Raw genomic sequence first — 21235 nt, 5'->3', positions numbered from 1 at the left:
TTCATTATCATGGGCGAAACCGGCCTGGATATCAAGGAGTTCAGCTCAAATTAAGATTATACAACTATAACGAGCCATTTCTGCCTGGGAGCCGGTTTAATTGCACTCTCTACACTTATTAAATTCTCATGCCGTAAAAGAATAATTCTCCTATTTTTAGTTGTACAGAATGCAGTTATCCCGGATCATCCGTTTCATCCCCGTCTTTTAACTGCAGGATATACAATTATCCGCTAACGCTCTGTATTATTGTCTGCACTATAAGAGCTCACGGTACAACCCGCTGTTGTACAGACTACTTATATTTTCGCTCCAGCTATATACACAGAGAAGCAGCCCCCAGTTCTTCGAACTGGAGGCTGCTCCTACATATTCCTTACTCGTCCATTCCTTCAAGCCGCTGCCGGATCTTATCTCCGTAATCCATATAAGCCGCACTGTCGTCCAGTCCGCGCTCCTGCAGCAGTGCCTGCAGACGCAGGCGCTTCAGGGACAGCTTAGATTCCAGCTCCTTGCGTTCACCGCTATCGCTGTTCCCGCTGCGATGGCAGGCAGCCAGCAATTCTTCCAGGGTTACACACTCCGCACGCAGCGAGACTTCTTCGGGCAGCAGCCCTGCATTCTTCATGATCTTGAAGGACATCCGCAGATCCTCAGGCACTCCCGAGAGATCCTCCAGTTCCAGCGGCTTGCCATGCCCAGGCAGATTAGTGAACTCTCCGCTGCGCATGGCCTCCTGAATTCTCTGTTCTGCAAGCCAAGATAATATAGCCATTCACACCGCTCCATTCGCCAGCGCCTGCTGTTTGCCCTTATTTTAGCACAGGCGCTGATGAAATTCATTCCCGGTTTACTTTCTGCTTATGATAACCCCGCTCCCCGTATGGAGATAGCTGCTCCAGCCATTTGTTCTCCAGCTCCGGCAGCATTTTGCGGTATTTCTTCAATTCCTGTACATCTGCCACGAAATCTTCTTCTGGCTTAATCTGCTCCAATACCTCAAAACGGAACCCGGCCTCACCATATTTATTCCAATCGGCCTGCAGCTCCTTGTTGTCATGGTTGTTGATATCCAGCATGAACTTATGCTTGTTCCAGACCCCATCGAGATTCAGGCTGCTTCCTACATACGCTTTGTCGTTGCCGGTATTTACAATTCTGTATACCCCCATCGGCCGGTGCGAGTGCGCATAATTATATCCCAGCTCTTTGCGTCTTAATTTGTCCATTCTCTTGTCTCTCCTTCATATCTGCGCTAGTCTGTGTTCTCCCTTAAACTGCGCTATAATTTCACCCAGTAGCTGCTTCCGTCATCTTCGCGGTCCAGCAGTCCGTAATCGATCAGGTAGCGCCGCAGCGTCACATAATCAGGATAAGCCGATTCCAGCACGGCGTTAATTTCTTTCTCGCTGTACTCGCGTCCCGTCTCAAAACGCTGGATCAAATGCCGCAGAATTGCCGCTTTGCGTTTCTGTTTCTTCGGGAACTCTGATAAGGGGCCGTCCAGGCCCTGTTTGAAATACGCACCCAAGATCTCGGTATTCTCCTGTTCAGTAATGGCGAACCGTTCATCAACCATCACAGCCGTACGCGGAATACTGACAAAAGGGGATGAAGCCCCCGGCTTCTCTTCGGCCAGCTCCATTACAGCCAGGAAAAGCCTGGCCTGCTTCACCTTCTCCCGAAGGGTGAACCGGTGATTGCGGACTGTAGACGTGCTGCCGATTCCCAGCTCTTTGGCGGCCTCAGCGTCACTGAGACTTTGACGGAAGGCCTGCAGCAGACCCTTCTGCAGCTCCGTTAATCCGGTCAGCTTCTTATCCAGCGTAAGCAGCCAAGCGAACATTCCCCCGTGCATGGTATCTACATGCTGAGCTGCGAACCTCTCAGCTTCATAGAAGCTGTCCCCATCCTTATAAATAATCCCCTTCTCGAATGGCTCTCCGCAGACCAGACAATGGAACACAGCCAGGTGCCCGTCACCTTCACAGGTATAGCCCTGCTTCAATTCTGCAATGGAGGCATTCCAGAATTTCTCTGAAATCCGCATCGCTTCATTTCCTTCCGACAACTGGATCACCACATTCTTTGTTTGTTTTTATATAGATATAATATCATTTCGTTTGTTATTTTACAACTATCTAATTAGATTGTTTGTTTAAAAAATAAAAACACCGCCAATTAAGGCAGTGTCTCAGTTCCCCGCTGTGGTTATTTGATTAATCGTTCTATAGTGAAGCCGTGGCTTGTTTCAGCAAGGAGGACAGCAGCTCATAATCAACAGTCTTGCCCTCCGGCAGCTTGGTTGTCAGACGGTCCCCGCTTCCCGCTTCGAATTGGCCTTCAGGCACCTCCAGCGCTGCTGCATTGAATATGGAGAAGCTCACCCAGCCTTTGGCGGTGGAGATTACAGCTGCATATTTTCCGTTTTTGAGAAAATGCGGTTTGCCGTATTGAATCCGTTCCGTCACGTCAGGAATAGTTTCGTGAATCACTTGACGTAACTTAGAGCATATCTCCAATTGCCAGGGTACTTTGATTTGAGCAATGAAATTTGTAACCTCTTCATTCATGGAATCACCTTTTTCTGGAGGATGTGATGCAGGCTCTTACGGTTTGGCTATAGCAGCAATATCCCGGTTCTCCACAATATCACGGTCATGGCCCCGGCCCACAATGTGAATCATGGCCAGTCCAATTTCCTGCAGAGTCACGGCATACCCCGGTGATAAGGCGCGCAGCACGGGGTACATCCATCCAATAGCATAATAATATTTATGTGTGCGGGTCAAGCCCGGAGTAGGCCGGATAAACCCCGGACGAAAGAAGTAGGTTCCCCGGAACGGCAGTTTGCGCAGATCATTCTCCGTCTTCCCCTTCACTCTGGCCCACATACTGCGCCCTTGTTCTGTGCTGTCCGTACCTGATCCGGTCACATAAAAACAACCCTGTCCAGATCACGCGGATCTTCGGACAAGGTTATTTTCTACAGCCTATTTATACAAGCTACTCAAGATAACAATGACTCCGCTCCATCAATAACAATCTGCGCACCGGTAATATGGATCGACTCATCTGAGGCCAGGAACGCCACCAGATCAGCCACATTCTCAGGTTTACCTGGACCGTCAGCGAGGGGCTGTGCACCTTCGGGGAATTCAATCGGAATCACAATCGATTCTACATCCTCATTGAACTCTGTGCTTTCATCGATATTCGTGGATATTGCTCCCGGGCAAATGACATTCACACGGATTTTGAACTTGGCCAGCTCCAGCGCGGCCATCTTCGCAAACGCCACTTGGCCTGCCTTGGTTGTACTGTATGGTGACCAGCCGAAGCTGGCGAATCTGCTGTTGCCGTTAATCGAGCTGGTGATAATGATGCTGCCTTTGCCCTTCTCCTTCAGGTGGGGAATGCTGTATTTCAGCGTCAGGAAGGTACCCGTCAGATTGACTGAAATGGTTTTCTCCCAATCACTCAGGCTCAGCTCCTCAATCGGACCGACTGCTCCGTTAATGCCGGCATTCGCGAAGACAATATCAAGCCCTCCGAAATGCTCCACGGTCCTGCGCACCGCTTCTTCCATTCGCACGGCATCCGAAGTATCTACATCAATGGCTAATGCGCAGTCTTTGCGCTGTTTGTTCAGCTTCTGCTCCAGGATCGAGGTACGTTCATTCACCAGATCGAATAAGGCCACATTCGCACCTTCACGCGCCATCTGAATCGCGGCCGCTCTGCCGATCCCCGAGCCCGCACCTGTAATTATGGCCGTTTTCCCGAGAAAACGCTGCTTTTTAGCTATATTTGGGCTCATATGTATTCTCTCCCTCCGTATCGTCCATCTTCATGAGAATGGTTCTGTTTCAAGATTACCCATTTGAGCCTGGATTATAATCATTTTATGCAAAAATTGCACAAAGTTTGTGCAACTTGCACAGTATTATCACACGTTCACAATAAGAAAGGACCCCACCGTTGTGAGGTCCTGCCTGTTGTCTTTAATTATCCAGCCGACGGACATCCACTTTAACAGTAAGGGTGCCCGCTACCCCGCGGTAGACGCCTTTGACCGGAACAATATCCTTGTAATCCCGTCCATGTCCAAGCTTGATATACCGCCAGCTGACTTCAACATTATTAGTCGGATCGAAGCCGAGCCAGCCCGTTCCCGGAATATGGGTCTCTACCCAGGCATGTGAGGCCTGCTCGAAATTGGCATTGCCTCCCTGCAGATCGCCGACAAAATGATACCCGCTCACATAACGCGACGGCAGCCCTACACTGCGGCAGACGGCAATCATCAGATGCGCATAATCCTGACAGACCCCGCGTTTGAGCTTCAGCGCTTTTTTGACCGTTGTGTTTACGCTGGTCGCTTCAGGGTCATATGTGAACTGTTCATAGATCGTTGAGGAGAGCTTCTTGGTCCACTCATACATATCCTCGGCTTCCTCAAAAGGATGCTGTGAAGCAAACTCCACCAGCTCAGGCGTCACCTCGGTATACCTTGTCGGCAGAATAAACTCCACATAACGGTTCTGGAACTTCTCATCATTAAGCAGCTTTACCTGCTCCTCCAGCGGGATATGCGGCAGGTCCGCACCCTGGGCTTTGTCGAGCGTCACCACCGTCGCTTTGGTATGGATCACCATCTCCGTATGCGGCTTGTTCACAGAATAGGCATGGACGCGGTTGCCGAAGAAGTCTTCATAGGTCAACAGATTGGCCGGCGGGTGCACCTCCACCTCATGATGGTAACAGGATTGGCGGTAATTGGTGCGCGGCGTCAGCCTGATCTCATTGACACTGTCCGTCACCGGCTCCGAATAAGTGTAGGTTGTTGTGTGATTGATTTGGATCTTCATACCGAGACTCCTTCACGGCGAAAAAATGCACCCTCCATTGTTTTGCCGAGCTTCTGGCAGGATAACATTAGAGCCTGCAGTACATCCTCAACCAAGTCACCGGACATTTCCTCCTTCTCCATATAGTCCAGCTCGGCTTTGATCTTCCCCGCCTGACGGATGACCTTCTCATGCCCCGAGCCCTTCTCGGAGCTATCCAGCTCCAGCTTAGCCAGATGCTCCTCCAGCTTATGGAAGGAGAATCTTATGGAACGCGGGAATTGCGGATTCACAATCAGGAATTCCAAAATGCATTCGGGGGACATATCATCCGCGTAATACCGGCGGAATGACTGATAACCGCTCACCGATTTCAGCACCGCTTGCAATTGCGTATAGATTGAATTGATATCCTTCGATTTACAGGATACCGTTACTGCCTGAAGAATACGCGTCGTATTCTCGGCCCGTTCCAGGAACCGGCCACTTTCAATGAAATGCCATTCGTTGCCGCGAAGCATCACCGACTGTTCTGCTCCGAGGAACATGGCGGCGCGTTCTTTGATCTGCTGATAGAACTGGTGGGGACTGCTCATAATATCTGCTACCGACTGCTCGCCAAGCCACAGATTGAAGCTGTTGGCTATATCCCACAGCTCACTGGGCAAATGCTGGCGCAGGGTGCGCAGATTGTTCCTGGCCTGATGCACACAGGAGAACAATGAATTTGTATTACCGAGATCCAGTGTGATGAAGGACAGCACATCCTGCTCAGCGAAGCTCTCGAACTGCTGCAGATATTCATTCCGGACACCAAGCGCATCAATCAGCCTCGACCACTTATGGCCTTCCGCCTGGAAATCCTCTTCCTGTTGAATATGATAATGCACATCGATCAGCCTTGCATGATTCTCGGCCCGTTCTATATACCGGCCAATCCAGAATAAAGCCTCCGCATTGCGATTCAGCATCGTAGCCACCCCTTCACCTTACATATTGATGCTGCATTATTGGTGAATCCATATCACGCTAGGCCATTACCCAAGTGTCCTTCACTCCGCCGCCTTGTGATGAGTTCACGACCAGCGAGCCTTCGCGCATCGCCACCCGGGTAAGACCGCCGGGAATCACATGGGGCTTGCGGTCAGCCCCCATTAGCACGAACGCTCTAAGATCAATATGGCGCGGCGCCATGGAAGCTCCCGACAATACCGGTGCACGGGACAGCGACATTATGGGCTGGGCGATATACCGCTCCGGTTCCGCCAGAATTTTGAGCCGGAAATCCACCAGATCCTGCTTGGTCGCCTCGCTTCCGATCAGCATACCGTATCCGCCGGAGAGTGAGGTCTCCTTCACCACCATTTCGGACAGATTATCCAGCACGTACTGTCGCTCTTGCGGCCGGGATAGCAGGTATGTCGGAACATTGCCCAGAATCGGTTCTTCATTGAGATAATAACGGATCATATCCGGCACATACACATACATGGCCTTGTCATCTGCGACGCCGGTTCCTGGTGCATTGGCAATTGCGATATTCCCGGCACGGTAGGCATTCATTAAGCCGGCAACCCCAAGCAGTGAGCTGGGCTGAAAAGCCAAAGGATCGATGAAATCATCATCCAAACGGCGGTACAGTACATCCACGCGGCGCAAGCCATTCATTTCCTTCAGGTAGATCTTGTGGTCCTGGGCTACCAGATCCCGTCCTTCTACCAGGTGGATGCCCATTTGCTGAGCGAGAAAAGCATGCTCGTAATACGCGGAGTTATATTCGCCAGGGGTCAGCAAAGCGATCACCGGATCTTTGGTGCGCGAAGGGGAAAGGCTGCGAAGTACCGACAGGAACCGGTTCAGGCTGTGATCCACATCGCGGATAGAGCTGGCGAACGATAATTCGGGAAAGAGCTGGTTCATAAGGGATCTGCCTTTGAATAAATAGGAAAATCCGGAAGGCGTACGCAAGTTATCTTCAAGCACATAATACTCACCGTCATGATGGCGGATCAGGTCGATCCCCGAGGTAGTAACGTAAGCACCGCCAGGGACCCGAAGTCCAGTCATTTCCGGCCGGAAATAGCAGTTGGATATAATCATCCGCCGGGGGACAACCCCATCCTTCACGATATATTGCTCATGGTAAATATCATGAATGAACAGGTTAAGTGCTGTAATCCGCTGCACAATGCCAGCTTCAAGCCGCTCCCATTCTGCCTTTGGAATAATCCGTGGAATCATGTCGAAGGGAATTGTCCGCTCCATCGGTTGATCCTGTGCCGGGTTGTAGAGTGTAAAAGTAATGCCTTCTTCCATCATCCGACGCTGCATCAGCTTCTGCTTGCCTTGCAGCTCTTCGGGGCTCATCCCGGAAAACATGCGGTTCACATGCTTGTAATGAGGCCGGATACTCCGTTCATCGGCATACATTTCATCGTAAAAATGCTGCAATGAATACGGAGCTACACCGGGCAAAGGATCTAGTTTGGACATGAGCCCGACTCCTCTCGGATCAGTGTAATGTGTAAAGTTTATTGACAAATTAGCTTACTTTTTAGAAATATATCATGAAAATATTAAATACTAACTTCATAATACGTAAATGATAATGTTCATGTCAATATATATAACAGCAAAATGGAGTTTATGAACCATCCCGCATGATTGGAATCGCTTCCTTTCTCTTAAAGGTGCTTTGGAGGCGTGCTAATGGGAATCGTACATCAAATTGTATGCAGGAGCGTTGACAAGCAGTACTATTATGAATTTTTCATATAATGTTTTTTTATATTGATTTCGGTAAAACAACAGCCGTTCCTTCTATTTAAATGTGGGCGGGCTGCTTCACGACTTAAAAAAGTGGGTTCGACCGCTTCATGCCTTAAAGAAGTGAGTGGGGCTACTTCATGCCCATCACCTATGATGCGGACTGAAATTCTGCTAATCGCGCAAAATCTTGTGATTTGCGGAGCATTCGGACTGAGAATCCCTTATATGGACTTCTGACACCTCATTTTCAGCTCCAATGAACAGGATAACGGAATCTCAGCCCGCTGCACTATCAAAAAGCGGTTTTTTCAGGAAATAAGTCCGTTCCCCGTACTGTCTGCAGCTACAGCTTCCTCTTACCTTCCTCTTGCCCTCCTCATACCTTCCACTTCCACTTCCACTTCCACTTCCACTTCTACTTCTACTTCCACTTCTACTTCTACTTCTACTTCCACTTCTACTTCTACTTCTACTTCCACTATGAAGCCTGGTTCCTCACATGTTATACTTGGGGATTTCCGGATTTCCGGATTCAACAACGCCTTTTTCACAAATCATGTAGTCTATAGTTTCCCATACCAAAAAAGCCTCCAGGGCATTTTCGCTCACTGGAGGCCTTATAGATTACGTTCATACTGGTGCAGCAGGAGTTGAGACCCGGATATTACGCTTGTCCTTCGGTCTCTTCCTCTTCAGAGATCATGCCTGCGAACAGGGCATGCACGAACTGGTCGGAATCAAACGGCTGGAGGTCTTCCATCTTCTCGCCCAGCCCCACCAGCTTCACCGGCAGATTCATCTCCTGGCGGATGGCTACTACGATTCCGCCCTTTGCGGTGCCGTCCAGCTTGGTCAGCACCAGCCCGGTCACACCGCTCTTCTCTCCAAACAGCTTGGCCTGGCTGAGTGCATTCTGGCCGGTCGTTGCATCCAGTACCATCAATACCTCATGCGGGGCACTCGGTATTTCGCGCTGAATCACCCGGAAGATTTTGTTCAGCTCTTCCATCAGATTGCTCTTGTTCTGCAGTCTACCGGCAGTATCGCAGATCAGTACGTCTACGTTACGCTGCTTGGCAGCCTGTACCGCATCGAACATAACAGCTGCCGGGTCAGAACCTGCCTGCTGCTTAATCACATCCACGCCCGCGCGCTGACCCCAGACCTCGAGCTGTTCAATTGCTCCCGCGCGGAAAGTATCGCCTGCCGCCAGCAACACCTTCTTGCCTTCCTGCTTATAACGGTGCGCCAGCTTGCCGATCGTCGTAGTCTTACCGACCCCGTTCACGCCTACGAACAGAATGACTGTAATGCCGTCCGGATTCTCGTTCAGACTGTTATCGTCATCGCCGCGCAGCAGCTCCATCAGCTTGCGGGAGAGAATCGGCTGCAGCTCTGAAGCATCCTCGATCCGCTTCTGCTTCACTTCGACGCGCAGCTCTTCCACCAAATTCATTACTGTATTGACGCCAACATCGGCACCGATCAGAATCTCTTCCAGCTCTTCATAGAATTCTTCATCTATCTTTTTGCGGCGGATGATCAGATCAGAGACCTTCTCAACGAAGCCCTTGCGGGTCTTCTCCAGGCCGTCGCGGAATTGTTTCGTTACGCTTTCCGTTTTGCCGGAGATGCTTTCTTTCAGTTTCTTAAAAAAGCTCATATTGTTCCTCCTAAAAGTTTTATGAAGCGATACTGCATAGAATTACTCCGCAATAAAACTCACTTCGTAAGCATCAGCCTATCAGGCAATTTCCGCCTCTTCATCCTCCAGCCGCACCGATACGAGCTTGGACACGCCGCCTTCCTCCATGGTCACGCCATAGAGTACATCCGCTTCCTCCATCGTTCCTTTGCGGTGGGTGACTACGATAAACTGCGTCTGTTCCGAGAACTCGCGAAGATATTGGGCGAAGCGCACGACATTGGCTTCATCCAGCGCCGCTTCCACTTCATCCAGTACGCAGAACGGCACCGGCTTGACCTGAAGGATCGCGAACAGCAAGGCCATAGCGGTCAAAGCGCGTTCACCGCCGGACAGAAGCTGCAGGTTCTGCAGTTTTTTGCCCGGAGGCTGGGCGACAATATCAATCCCCGTATCCAGCATATGCTCCGGATCAAGCAGCATCAGGTCTGCCCGCCCACCCCCGAACAGCTTTGAGAATACCGTGCCGAATTCACGGCGGATAGCATCAAAGGTCTGCTTGAAGCGTTTGGACATTTCCTCTTCCATCTCATGAATGACATGATACAGCGTAGTTTTGGCTTCGACCAGATCGTCTTTCTGTCCGCTGAGGAAGGTATAGCGTTCATGCACCCGCTGATACTCTTCAATGGCGCCAAGGTTCACCTCACCCAGTCCGGAGATGCTGCGCTTCAGACGCTGTACTTCCATCTGCGCTGCTGGCACATCCTCGGGAACCGGATAACGCTGCTTAGCCAGCTCATAGCTTAGTTCATAATCATCGCTCAGCTTGCGCAATATATTATCCAGCTCAACATCCAGCCGCCCGACGGCAACCTCCGTTGAACGGAGCTTGTCTTCAACCCCTTTAAGCGCCTGCCGCTGGTCTTTGGTCTCTCCTTCAGCCAGTTCCAGCTTGCGAGAGATCGCGGTACGGTCGGCACGGGCCAGGTCGAGCTTCGCTGAGGTATCTTCCTTCTTGAGGCGTAAGCTGTTCACATCTTCCTTCTGCTTCACAGCTTCGCGTGTATTCTCTTCCAGATCCTGCTCGATGGTCATCAGCAGGCTGCGGCTCTGCCGCAGCTCTTTCTCCTGCGAGCCGGCATCCTGTCGCATACGCCGCAGCTGCTCCTCCAGGGAGAAAATCTCCTGGTCCAGCTTCCCTTCCGTAACCTTCATGCCTGTCAGCTTACCCTGCAGCTCTTCCTTGGCGGTTTCATTTGCCTTACGGTCGGATTCGGCGTTCCGGATGGCCTCGTGGGCTTCCTTCTCTTCCTTCTCCAGCCGGGCAAGCTCCGCCTCCGCCTGCTTGCGGGTCTCTTCGAAGCCGCGGACCTCATTCTCGAATCCGCTGCGCTCTGCGCCAGCACCCTCAACCTGCTCCTTGACGTGGCGAAGCTCCTGCTCCAGCTGCTTCAGATCACCGGAGACCCGCTGCTCCTCCAGACGTTTCTCGTCACCGTCATGCCGCAGCTCTTCCAGCTTCTGCGCTGCTTTGTCCTGCTCGGCGCGCAGACGGAGGATTCCCTGCTTCAGCTTGGCGATCTGCTGCTCGCTCTCTTCAATCTCGCCGAACAATTGGTCCAGCTGCCGTTTGCGGCTGAGCAGACTGTTGTTCTTCTTATGCTGGCTGCCCCCGGTCATCGAACCGCCGGCATTAACTACATCCCCTTCGAGCGTTACGACTCTGTACCGGTATTGGCATTTGGCAGCAATGCGGTTTGCCTGCTCCAGACTCTCAGCGATGACGACATTCCCAAGCAAACTTCCTACGATGCTAGAATACTTCTCCTCAAAGCCGACCAGTTCAGATCCGATTCCTACAAACCCTTCGGCACCTTCTACCATACTGCGGTCACTGCCGGTAATCTGCCGGGGGCGGATAACATCCAGCGGCAGGAAGGTCGCCCGTCCCAGCTGGCGCTGCTTTAGGAAAGCAATCGCTTGCCGGGACACAGCTTCGTTCTCCATAACAACATGCTGCAGTGAAGCGCCCATGGCCGTCTCAATAGCCATTTCGAGCTTCTCCGGAACCGAGATTAGTTCAGCAACCGCGCCGTGTACGCCAGTTAACTGTCCTTTGCGTGCACCTTTCAGCACTTCCTTAACCCCAAGCATGAATCCGTCAAAATCATCCTGCATTTCCTTCATCGTCTCATGCCGGGAGACCTGGGCTTCGCGTTTCTGCTCCCATTTGCGCAGGCCGCTTTGCGTTTCCTCCAGCAGCTTCTGCCGCTTACTGGTCTGCTCGCTCTCCGTAATGTATGCGCCGCGCAAAGTGCCGATTTCCTTGCCGAGTCCGGCAATCTTATCCTTAAGCCCACTCTGGGCAGAGGTCAGTTCCTCCAGCCGGGCAGTCCACTTACCGCTCTCTTCCTGGCTGCGGCTCATCCTCTTCTCCAGGCTCTCCTTCTGCTGATCCGCATAGCGGATCTCATTGCGCGCCTGAGCCATCAGGTTCATCAGCTCGAGCAGCGCGCTCTTCAGCTTCTCTTCCTTGCTCTGGCTGATGCCCCCGGCAACACCCTGCAGCCGGGATTCTTCATCGGCCAGTTGCAGACGCAGTTCCTCCAGTGCCTGGCGGGACTGCTTCAGCTTATGCTCAAGCTCCGCCAGCTCACGCTGCCGTCCCTCAGAACGCTCGCCTACAGAACCCAGTGTCTGCATCAGCTGTTCGCGGTTGTTCTCCAGGTTGCGGCGGCGTTCTTTGAGCAACTCTCCGTAGCCTTCACTTTTCTCATTCGCTTCACTGTAATGCAGCAGCTGCTCCTGCAGCTTCTCCACTTCCTGCTCCAGGCTCCGCAGCTCAGCACGGCCGCTCTCCAGCTTGGCGTCATGGGCGGAGACTACTGTCGACAGCTCCAGCTGTTCATCCTTCAGCAGCTCAAGCCGGGCATTCCCCTCCTGCCAGGCCGTATGTATGCCTTCAATCTGATGCACATATACGGAGATCTCCAAATGCTTCAGCTGCTCACGCAGTTCCTTGTAACGGATGGCCTTCTCGGACTGATCCTTCAGCGGCCCCACCTGATCCTCAAGCTCACTGATCAGGTCATGAATCCGCAGCAAATTCTGCTCGGTCTCGTCCAATTTGCGTCCGGCGTCTTTTTTGCGCGATTTATATTTAACAATCCCCGAAGCCTCTTCAAAAATCCCCCTCCGGTCTTCGGAACGGGTACTAAGTATCTCTTCAATCCGGCCTTGTCCAATAATCGAATAAGCCTCACGACCGATCCCGGTATCCATAAACAGCTCTGTGATATCCTTCAGCCGGCAGGCTTGCTTATTGATTAAATATTCACTTTCTCCGCTGCGGTGCACACGGCGGGTAACCGTAACCTCGCTGAAATCCAGCGGCAGTACATGATCCTCATTATCCAGCGTAAGAGAGACCTCGCCGTAATTGACCGCTTTGCGGGCGTCACTTCCGGCAAAGATAATATCTTCCATTTTACCGCCGCGCAGTGATTTGGCACTCTGTTCGCCAAGCACCCAGCGTATACCGTCGGAAATATTACTTTTGCCGCTTCCGTTCGGGCCGACTACGGCCGTAATTCCGCGCACAAACTCCATTTCCGTTTTGTCGGCAAATGATTTGAAGCCAGCTAATTCAATCCGTTTCAGAAACATAACTCGCCTATCACCTCTAACCCATTATACCATAGCGTTTCCTTGCCTAAACACCCCCACAAAGTGGTGCACTCGCTTCGACGTTTACTCAAGTACTTTGCGGGGACCCCAAAACATTTTATTTCTGATATCTCGAAAAAGAGCAGCAAAAGTCTGACTTCCGCCTAAACGCCGGCATTCAGACCATTGCTGCTCTACTCCGCTTGCCCAGCTTTGCTGTTCAAGTCTACTTCAGGCACCGTCTTCCTTCAAATGCAATAACGCCGCTGCTGCGGCCTGCTGTTCCGCTTCCTTCTTGGAACGGCCGCTGCCGCTGCCCAGCGAACGGCTGGCCATGAACACTTCAGATACGAATTCGCGCTCGTGCGCCGGTCCGCGCTCTTCAATAATCCGATATTCCAGCGTACCCATGCCATGATGCTGTATCAGTTCCTGAAGCTCTGTTTTGAAATCGCTCATCTGCATTTGCAGCTTACCATCGGTTTCGACCAGCGGGAAAACGTGATTATCCAGAAACTTCCGGGCCGTTTCCAGTCCCTGATCGAGATAAAGCGCTCCCACGAAGGCTTCAAACACATCGGCCAGCAGAGCCGGGCGGGTACGCCCGCCCGTAAGTTCTTCCCCCTTACCCAGCAGCACAAACCGTCCGAAGCCGAGCGTCTCGGCAAACCGGACCAGCGACGGCTCGCATACAATAGCGGCACGCAGCTTGGTCAGTTCACCTTCAGGCCTGTCCGGGAGCAGATTGTACAAATATTCGGACACCGTAAGCTCCAGTACAGCGTCACCCAAAAATTCCAGGCGCTCATTGTCCTGATGCTGATTGAAACGGTGTTCGTTCACATAAGATGCATGGGTAAAAGCCTGCTTCAGAAGTACAGGATCGTGAAATTGGATTTGAAGTTGGCTTTGTAACTGCTTCAGGTCTCCTTTCACTGCACTGTCCCCCTACTTATTATATTTTTTGAGTATAACAGTCGCGTTATGTCCTCCGAATCCGAATGAATTCGACATTGCGATATTCAGATCCGCCTTACGGGGCACATTCGGAACATAATCCAGATCACAATCCGGATCAGGATTGTCCAAATTAATCGTAGGAGCAATCATGCCCTTCTGCAGCGAAAGACCGCAGATAATCGCTTCCACACCTCCGGCAGCGCCAAGCAAGTGGCCTGTCATTGATTTGGTGGAACTGATCGCTACCTTGTACGCGTGCTCACCCAGAGCTTTCTTGACAGCCGCTGTTTCCGATTTGTCGCCTACCGGTGTAGAGGTGCCATGCGCATTGATGTAATCGATATCCTCCGGATTAATTCCGGCATCGCGGATCGCCATCTTCATGCAGCGTGCTGCACCGTCAGGATCAGGCTCGGTCATATGATGGGCATCGGCACTCAGGCCATAACCAATCACTTCGGCGTAAATGTTGGCTCCGCGTTTCTCTGCATGTTCCAGAGATTCGAGAATCAGGATTCCTGCGCCTTCACCCATAACGAAACCGTCACGGTCAACATCGAACGGGCGGCTTGCCTTCTGCGGCTCGTCATTGCGGGTGGACATGGCTCTCATCGCACAAAAGCCTGCCATACCTGTAGGACGGATGGTTGCTTCTGCACCGCCACAGATCATCGCATCCGCATCACCGCGCTGTATCAGCCGGAAGGATTCACCAATGGAATGGCTGCCTGTCGCACAAGCGGTTACCGTCGTTGTATTCGGACCTTTGGCACCGAGATTGATCGACAGCTGGCCGGAGCCCATGTTGGCAATCATCATTGGAATGAAGAACGGGCTGACCCGTTTCGGGCCTTTTTCCAGCAGCAGATTGTGATTGTCTTCCCAAGTACCCAGACCGCCGATACCGGAGCCGACAGAAACGCCGATACGCTCAGCATCGATATCTTCGCCAATCTTCAGTCCGCTGTCCTTCAGGGCTTCTTCGCCGGCAGCAACCGCAAATTGCACGAAACGGTCCATTTTGCGGGCTTCCTTACGGCCGAAATGTTCCTCAGCATTGAAATCCTTAACCGAAGCCGCAATTCGCGTAGTATATTCACTGACATCAAAAGCTTCAACAAGAGATACTCCGGATGTACCGCTCATCAGGCTGTCCCAGAACGTTTCCAGATCCTTGCCCAGCGACGTCATCACTCCCATACCTGTAACAACCACTCTTTGACTCAAACGCGCTCACCCCATCTGTAGGCTGTAATACTTCTACAACATGTAATTGTATTCCGGCCAGAAGTCTATATAAACTGCAGTCGCCGCAAGATTAACCCATCTGCGGTTCTGTTATTTTCCCCATAAAGATGCTCATGCACCCTTTGCTGCTGCCCTTAAATCACCTCAAAATGAGGAGAAGTCCCGCCCTGGCAGGAACGGGACCCTCAATCATATGACTCTAGGTATGAGATTGTATGTACTTCACAACTTCACCCACGGTCGTAATACTCTCTGCATCTTCATCAGAGATTTCCATATCGAATTCATCTTCCAATTCCATAACCAATTCTACTACATCAAGAGAATCAGCACCTAAATCATCTTTGAAAGACGCTTCTAATGTTACCTCAGCTTCATCGGCACCTAAGCGGTCGATGACAATGCGTTTTACACGCTCCAATACATCGGACATCCGGTTCACCTCCTCTTTTGGTATTATACGAGATATGAAGTCAAAATACCATAGAGCATAAAAAACGCTTTCTGGCCGCCTCTGCTCTCTTCCCCCGTAATGATCTGACGCTTAGAAGCCTTACATGTACATTCCGCCATCCACATGAAGTGTCTGACCTGTCATGTAGGCTGCCCCTTCCGAGGCCAGGAATACCGCCGCGTTAGCAATGTCCTCCGCCCGCCCAAGCTTCGCAAGGGGAATCCCCTTGATCAGCTCACTGCGGACTTCATCGGACAGCTCGCGGGTCATATCGGTATCGATGAACCCTGGCGCAATGCAGTTCACGGTAATTCCCCGTGAAGCCAGCTCGCGTGCCGCGGATTTCGTCATCCCGATAACCCCTGCCTTGGCAGCCGTATAGTTCACCTGACCGGGATTACCCGTCACACCCACGACAGAGGAAATATTGATGATCCGGCCGTAACGCTGCTTCATCATCGGACGTGTCGCTGCCTTCAGACAATTGAACACACCCTTCAGATTCGTCTCGATGACCTGGTCGAATTCTTCCTCTTTCATGCGCATAATCAGATTATCCCGGGTAATGCCGGCATTATTCACAAGAATATCAATTTTTCCCCAAGTGTTAATAACCTCTTTCACGAGGTTCTCCGCCTGTTCGCTGTTACCGACATTCCCTTGCAGAGCAATTCCTTCCGAGCCCAGCTCCTGAATCCGGGATACAGTTTCCTCTGCCGACTGAAGGCTGCCCGAGTAGTTCACGGCAACCTTCACGCCCTGCTCCGCCAGTGCCAGTGCAATAGCACGGCCAATCCCCCGGGAACCGCCGGTAACCAGGGCGGTCTGACCTTTGAGTGCTGCAAACATTTCCAGTTGTCCCCCTTCAATAATCATGCCGCTATTCTCATGTCAAGCGGATTACCAGCCAGTCTGAGCGCTCTCAAGGCTGTTGATATTCACGAGCTTAACATTTTTGTCAATTTTGCGGATCAGGCCTGCCAGCACGCTGCCGGAGCCGATCTCTACAAAAGTGTCCACGCCGTCTGCAATAAGCCATTCCACGCTGTCCTGCCAGAGTACAGGAGAGAATACCTGCGCTACCAGCAGATTACGGATCTCTTCCGGATCCGTTACCGGGGCAGCTGTGACATTGACGATTACCGGCATAAGAGGAACGTTAAAGGTTACTTTCTGCAGCTCTGCAGCCAGCTGTTCAGCGGCTTCCCTCATTAATGAGGAGTGGAACGGGCCGCTGACCTCCAGCGGAATTGCCCGTTTGCCGCCTGCTTCCTTAACGCGCTGCACCACTTCATTCACCCCAGCCACGGTGCCGGAAACCACGATCTGTCCCGGGCAGTTGACGTTAGCCAGTTCAACGGAATTGCCAGCCTCTGAAATACTGCGGCAAAGTTCCGTGAGGGCCGCACGGTCTGCGCCAAGTGTAGCAGCCATAGCCCCTTGTCCTCCTGGTACAGCTTCTTCCATGAATTGTCCGCGCAGACGGACCAGCCGCACTGCATCCTCATAAGAGAGGACCCCGGCGGCTACAAGAGCGCTATATTCACCAAGACTGTGACCTGCTACATAATCAGGCGTTACCCCTAAATCCCGCAGTGCTTCCAGATAAGCCACACTGGCTGTAACCAATGCCGGCTGTGTATTGACAGTCTGCTTAAGCTCGCTCTCAGGTCCTTCAAATATAAGCTTACTTAGCGGAAATCCAAGTACTTCGTCACCCTTTTCAAATACTGCACGGCTCTGCGGCAGGGCTTCATATACATCCTTACCCATACCAACTGCCTGTGCACCCTGACCGGGAAAGACAAATGCGATTTTACCCATGATGCTTAAAAGCTCCCTTCCCGTTAACAGCGGCTCCTCCCGCCTTACGCCCGGATAGAACCGCTTCGTTCTGTTAGTATTGCCCTGTTCTTTACCAGATCAGTACGGAAGCTCCCCAGGTGAGTCCGCCGCCGAAGCCGACCATAAGCACCGTGTCGCCTTCCTTCATCCGGCCTTCCTCTGCTGCTTCCACAAGTGCCAGCGGAATGGACGCCGCTGAAGTATTCGCATATTTATCAACGTTGATAACACATTTCTCAGGCGGCAGATCCAGACGCTGCATCGCCGATTGAATAATCCGGATGTTAGCCTGGTGAGGCACGAACAAGTCGATATTCTCCTTGGTCAATCCCGCTTTGGTTAGCACACGTTCCGTAGCCGTCCCCATTACACGCACCGCAAATTTGAATACTTCACGGCCGTTCATATAGATGAAATGCTTCTTGTCTTCTACCGTCTGCTGGGAAGCCGGCAGACGTGAACCGCCTGCTTCCATCTTGAGCAGGCTGCCGCCGGAACCTTCAGCGCCAAGATCGAAGGACTGGAAGCCGCGGCCTTCCGGTACTTCACCTACAATGACTGCGCCGGCACCATCACCGAACAGTACACAAGTGTTGCGGTCTGTATAATCCGTGATGCGCGACAATGTGTCAGCACCAATAACAAGCGCATTGTTATACATTCGGTTCTGGATAAAGCCGGTTGCCGTAGCCAGACTGTAGACGAAACCGGAGCAGGCTGCCGACAGGTCAAAGGCCGCAGCCCCCTTAGCGCCCAGCTTGTCCTGAAGAATACAGGCTGTGGATGGGAAAGTGCTGTCCGGTGTAACTGTGGCTACAATAATAAGATCAAGCTCTTCCGCCTTCATGCCAGCGGATTCCAGTGCCTTCAGCGCTGCTTCATAAGCAAGATCGGATGTGGCTTGTTCCGGAGCAGCAATATGCCGTTCCCGGATTCCTGTACGGCTGACAATCCATTCATCGTTTGTGTCGACGATCTTCTCCAGATCGCTGTTGGTCAATATTCTCTCGGGTACATATTTCCCTGTACCAATGATTCCTACCGGACGTAATTGTTTCATATCGTCACTCACTTCCCGCTAATTTCTCTGGATATACTGGCTACCAGATCCGCCTGCAGTGCAATCCGGGCCTGCCTTACCGCATTCTTCACCGCGTTGCCGTCGGAGGAGCCATGCCCCTTCACTACGAGACCGCTAAGACCGAGCAGCGGCGCTCCGCCGTGCTCCTTATAATCCATTTTGCCCTTCAGACTTCTAAGCTCCGGCATCAGTATGGCTGCGCCCAGCTTGGTCTTAAGCGACTTGCTGAATTGCTCCTTCAGCAGAGAGAACATGGCTCCTGCCGTTCCTTCCAGCGTCTTCAGAAGGATATTGCCGGCAAACCCGTCACAGACCAGCACATCGCAGGCTCCGGTGAGCACATCCCGCGCCTCCACATTGCCGACAAAATGAATGCCAGTCAAAGCTTCAAGCAGCGGATAAGCTTCTTTGGTCAGCTCATTCCCCTTGCCAGGCTCAGTCCCTACGTTCAGCAGACCTACCCGGGGCTTCGCAATGCCATGGACCTTATTACGGTATATGCTGCCCATCAGGGCATATTGGGCCAGATGCTGCGGTTTGGCATCCATATTGGCACCCAGGTCCAGGGCTAATACGCCGACATCATCCAGCGTTGGTATCATCGGTGCCAGGGCAGGACGTTCTATACCCTGCATTCTTCCCACAACCAGCAGCCCCGTAGTCATAAGTGCTCCGGTATTGCCGGACGAGATCATGGCATCGGCCTCACCTTCGCGCACCATCCGTCCGGCGACTACCATGGACGAATCCTTTTTACGGCGGACTGCCTTCACCGGCTCCTCATCGGAACCGATCACATCCCCTGCATGACGCACCGTCACATTGGACGGCTTGTTCTTGAGCAGCGGCGCAAGTCTGGCTTCATCACCGACCAGCACGATCTGCGTATCACTCCACTCCGCAGCTGCGGCCAGGGCCCCTTCTACATTACACTCAGGAGCATTATCCCCGCCCATGGCATCAATGGCGATCAGCACTCCGGTTTCCCCCTTCGCTGTACTCTTCAATTGCAGAACGGTACACTACAAAATGGCCTTGAAATACCAGTTCTTCTCCAACATATGTAAACACGTCCACCTCAGCTTTGCCGTTCCGGCCCGCAAGCGAGCGTACCTGCGCTTTGGCGATACATTTCTCACCCAGCCGGACCATGCGCACGAACCGGATATCGGCTGAAGCGGTCAGGGCAATTTCATCATTGATAACAGCAACTGCCAGCGAATTCGCCTGGCCGAAGACATAATGGCCGCGGGCAATCCCGTTTCTGGAGAAAACATGCTCTTCACGGATCTCAAAAATAGAAATCCCGCTCCGGTCCAGCTGCAAATCGACTATGTCACCAACCACTTCATCAACAGGCAGGGAACGGACCTGATCATAGGAGTGCTCTGCCATTTGCTTCATCCGTTCACGCAGCTCCGGAATCCCCAGCTCCATCCGATCCAGCCGGATCGTCTGAATGCTCACCTTCAGCTGGCGGGTCAATTCCCGGTCCGTTACAAAAGGATTACCTTCAATGATTGAGAGCAGCTGCTGCTGCCGTTCTTTCTTGGACAACCGTTCGATGGCGACTCACCTCCTGGCACATGCCTCTACTGAAAAGCATCCGGCCGCAAGAGTGGCCGCTTGTAGTTATAACTCTCTGTTCTTAATTAACAATTAGAACCAGGTACTAATATGTAGTATAAAGCATGACGCCGCAAAAATAAAGCTTTGACTTGAAAACCGGCGCAAACCCGCAGCGGACTTGGGGAAACAGTACGGGAAACAGAAGGATGAACTATCATGTGAAGCATATAAATTCATATATCCCCAAAAAAATAGCACTTCACCGGCAGATGAAGTGCTACTCTTATATGCAAATATGCAAACTATTGTTTGATGATCTCTCTTGCTTTGTATGTTCCGCAAACTTTGCATACGTGGTGAGCCAGTTTCAGCTCTCCGCATTGTTCACATTTCACCATACCTGGAACTACCAGTTTAAAGTGAGTACGACGCTTGTCACGGCGTGTCTTGGACGTTCTGCGTTGTGGTACTGCCATGTTAATCAACCTCCTGATTTTGGTTTTGACCCGTTATAGCCCGGGATTTGTTCTTAGTTATCTTGCTTGGTAAAGAATCCTTTCAACCCAGCGAGTCTTGGATCGATCACTGTGTTGTCGCAACTGCAGGTGCCTTCGTTCAAGTTCTGTCCGCATTTCTGACAAAGACCAAGACAGTCTGCCTTGCACAATACCGAATCCGGTAAGTGCAGTACGAAATTTTCTTCCACATAGGGGATAAGATCCACAATCTCATCCTTGATGTAAATGAGTTCCTCACCTTCATCTTCCGGAAGAATTGGCTGTTTAAGCCACTTGAAAGTCTCAGCGAAAGGAATGTTCAGCTTACTGTTAACCTCCGTGAGACAACGTGAACATAACATGTCCACTTCTCCACTCAGTGTTCCCACCACGTTCACACTATCGGTTCCCGCGGGCAGCGCTTTAAGGTCTACTGAGAGTGGTGCAACAGCAAGAATATCCTTGCGCCCTTTGACAACCTCACTGACATCCACAACATCGTGGAGGACCAGGGGCTCGTCGGCATTCGCTAATTTGCGAAAGTGAATGTTCATAGTTATCACTCCAAACAAACAAAATTTATTATACCTATTATTACCGAACTTTGTCAACCATTTTTCCTTTATATTGTTTCAGGCACAGAGACAA

Annotated in this window: 22 protein-coding genes; all 22 read right to left on the bottom strand. The window is 51.7% G+C overall.

The window, feature by feature from the left end; translation table 11 throughout:
* Positions 1-376: 376 nt before the first annotated feature.
* On the bottom strand, positions 377-775 hold the full coding sequence (locus R50912_RS15435) for a DnaJ family domain-containing protein (protein WP_042236135.1): 399 nt from the start codon (positions 773-775) through the stop codon (positions 377-379).
* Positions 776-839: 64 nt separating this feature from the next.
* A complete protein-coding gene (locus R50912_RS15430; RefSeq protein ID WP_042236134.1) occupies positions 840-1229 on the bottom strand; it encodes a GIY-YIG nuclease family protein in 390 nt (129 codons plus the stop codon).
* A 53-nt stretch (positions 1230-1282) separates the two neighbouring features.
* Entirely contained in the window at positions 1283-2050 is a 768-nt protein-coding gene (locus R50912_RS15425) for a DUF2087 domain-containing protein (RefSeq protein WP_042236132.1), read from the bottom strand.
* A 178-nt stretch (positions 2051-2228) separates the two neighbouring features.
* Positions 2229-2573: a DUF1801 domain-containing protein gene (locus R50912_RS15420; protein WP_042236130.1), complete on the bottom strand. Its 345-nt coding sequence runs from the start codon at positions 2571-2573 to the stop codon at positions 2229-2231.
* 36 nt (positions 2574-2609) lie between these two features.
* Positions 2610-2936 carry a Rossmann-fold NAD(P)-binding domain-containing protein gene (locus R50912_RS35910; RefSeq protein ID WP_156123147.1) on the bottom strand — a complete coding sequence of 109 codons (327 nt, stop codon included), beginning with the start codon at positions 2934-2936 and terminating at the stop codon, positions 2610-2612.
* A 74-nt stretch (positions 2937-3010) separates the two neighbouring features.
* Positions 3011-3820, bottom strand: a complete 810-nt coding sequence (locus R50912_RS15410; protein ID WP_042236129.1) for an SDR family oxidoreductase — start codon at positions 3818-3820, stop codon at positions 3011-3013.
* Between the two features lie 184 nt (positions 3821-4004).
* Complete coding sequence (locus R50912_RS15405) at positions 4005-4871, bottom strand: transglutaminase family protein (RefSeq protein WP_042236127.1); 867 nt, start codon at positions 4869-4871, stop codon at positions 4005-4007.
* Positions 4868-5821, bottom strand: coding sequence for an alpha-E domain-containing protein (locus tag R50912_RS15400; protein ID WP_042236126.1), 954 nt, complete (start codon positions 5819-5821; stop codon positions 4868-4870). The genes R50912_RS15405 and R50912_RS15400 overlap by 4 nt, the downstream gene beginning before the upstream one ends.
* 58 nt (positions 5822-5879) lie before the next feature.
* A complete protein-coding gene (locus tag R50912_RS15395) occupies positions 5880-7343 on the bottom strand; it encodes a circularly permuted type 2 ATP-grasp protein (RefSeq protein ID WP_042236125.1) in 1464 nt (487 codons plus the stop codon).
* Between the two features lie 632 nt (positions 7344-7975).
* The gene (locus tag R50912_RS36215) at positions 7976-8098 is read right to left on the bottom strand and encodes a hypothetical protein (protein ID WP_269322103.1); all 123 of its coding nucleotides are present in this window, start codon (positions 8096-8098) and stop codon (positions 7976-7978) included.
* Positions 8099-8283: 185 nt separating this feature from the next.
* Positions 8284-9282: a signal recognition particle-docking protein FtsY gene (gene ftsY, locus R50912_RS15385; protein WP_042236121.1), complete on the bottom strand. Its 999-nt coding sequence runs from the start codon at positions 9280-9282 to the stop codon at positions 8284-8286.
* Between the two features lie 81 nt (positions 9283-9363).
* The gene (gene smc / locus R50912_RS15380) at positions 9364-12933 is read right to left on the bottom strand and encodes a chromosome segregation protein SMC (RefSeq protein WP_042236120.1); all 3570 of its coding nucleotides are present in this window, start codon (positions 12931-12933) and stop codon (positions 9364-9366) included.
* A 231-nt stretch (positions 12934-13164) separates the two neighbouring features.
* Complete coding sequence (gene rnc, locus R50912_RS15375) at positions 13165-13869, bottom strand: ribonuclease III (protein ID WP_042236118.1); 705 nt, start codon at positions 13867-13869, stop codon at positions 13165-13167.
* Between the two features lie 12 nt (positions 13870-13881).
* The gene (gene fabF, locus R50912_RS15370; RefSeq protein WP_081956512.1) at positions 13882-15120 is read right to left on the bottom strand and encodes a beta-ketoacyl-ACP synthase II; all 1239 of its coding nucleotides are present in this window, start codon (positions 15118-15120) and stop codon (positions 13882-13884) included.
* Between the two features lie 220 nt (positions 15121-15340).
* Positions 15341-15574, bottom strand: a complete 234-nt coding sequence (locus R50912_RS15365) for an acyl carrier protein (protein WP_039307421.1) — start codon at positions 15572-15574, stop codon at positions 15341-15343.
* Positions 15575-15694: 120 nt separating this feature from the next.
* Positions 15695-16444: a 3-oxoacyl-[acyl-carrier-protein] reductase gene (fabG, locus tag R50912_RS15360; RefSeq protein WP_042242442.1), complete on the bottom strand. Its 750-nt coding sequence runs from the start codon at positions 16442-16444 to the stop codon at positions 15695-15697.
* 51 nt (positions 16445-16495) lie between these two features.
* The gene (fabD, locus tag R50912_RS15355; RefSeq protein ID WP_042236115.1) at positions 16496-17419 is read right to left on the bottom strand and encodes an ACP S-malonyltransferase; all 924 of its coding nucleotides are present in this window, start codon (positions 17417-17419) and stop codon (positions 16496-16498) included.
* 91 nt (positions 17420-17510) lie between these two features.
* The gene (locus R50912_RS15350) at positions 17511-18500 is read right to left on the bottom strand and encodes a beta-ketoacyl-ACP synthase III (RefSeq protein WP_156123142.1); all 990 of its coding nucleotides are present in this window, start codon (positions 18498-18500) and stop codon (positions 17511-17513) included.
* Between the two features lie 8 nt (positions 18501-18508).
* Positions 18509-19498, bottom strand: a complete 990-nt coding sequence (gene plsX, locus R50912_RS15345) for a phosphate acyltransferase PlsX (protein ID WP_042236112.1) — start codon at positions 19496-19498, stop codon at positions 18509-18511.
* Complete coding sequence (gene fapR, locus R50912_RS15340; protein WP_039307413.1) at positions 19482-20078, bottom strand: transcription factor FapR; 597 nt, start codon at positions 20076-20078, stop codon at positions 19482-19484. Before fapR ends, plsX begins: the two co-directional genes overlap by 17 nt.
* Before the next feature lie 314 nt (positions 20079-20392).
* Complete coding sequence (gene rpmF, locus R50912_RS34215; RefSeq protein WP_019911234.1) at positions 20393-20566, bottom strand: 50S ribosomal protein L32; 174 nt, start codon at positions 20564-20566, stop codon at positions 20393-20395.
* 53 nt (positions 20567-20619) lie between these two features.
* Positions 20620-21141, bottom strand: a complete 522-nt coding sequence (locus R50912_RS15335; protein ID WP_039307410.1) for a YceD family protein — start codon at positions 21139-21141, stop codon at positions 20620-20622.
* Positions 21142-21235 lie beyond the last annotated feature (94 nt).

The organism is Paenibacillus sp. FSL R5-0912 (assembly GCF_000758605.1).
Lineage (GTDB): Bacteria > Bacillota > Bacilli > Paenibacillales > Paenibacillaceae > Paenibacillus_AQ.
The sequence above is the reverse complement of the archived record's forward strand: the minus strand, read 5'-3'. Positions and strand labels throughout refer to the sequence as shown.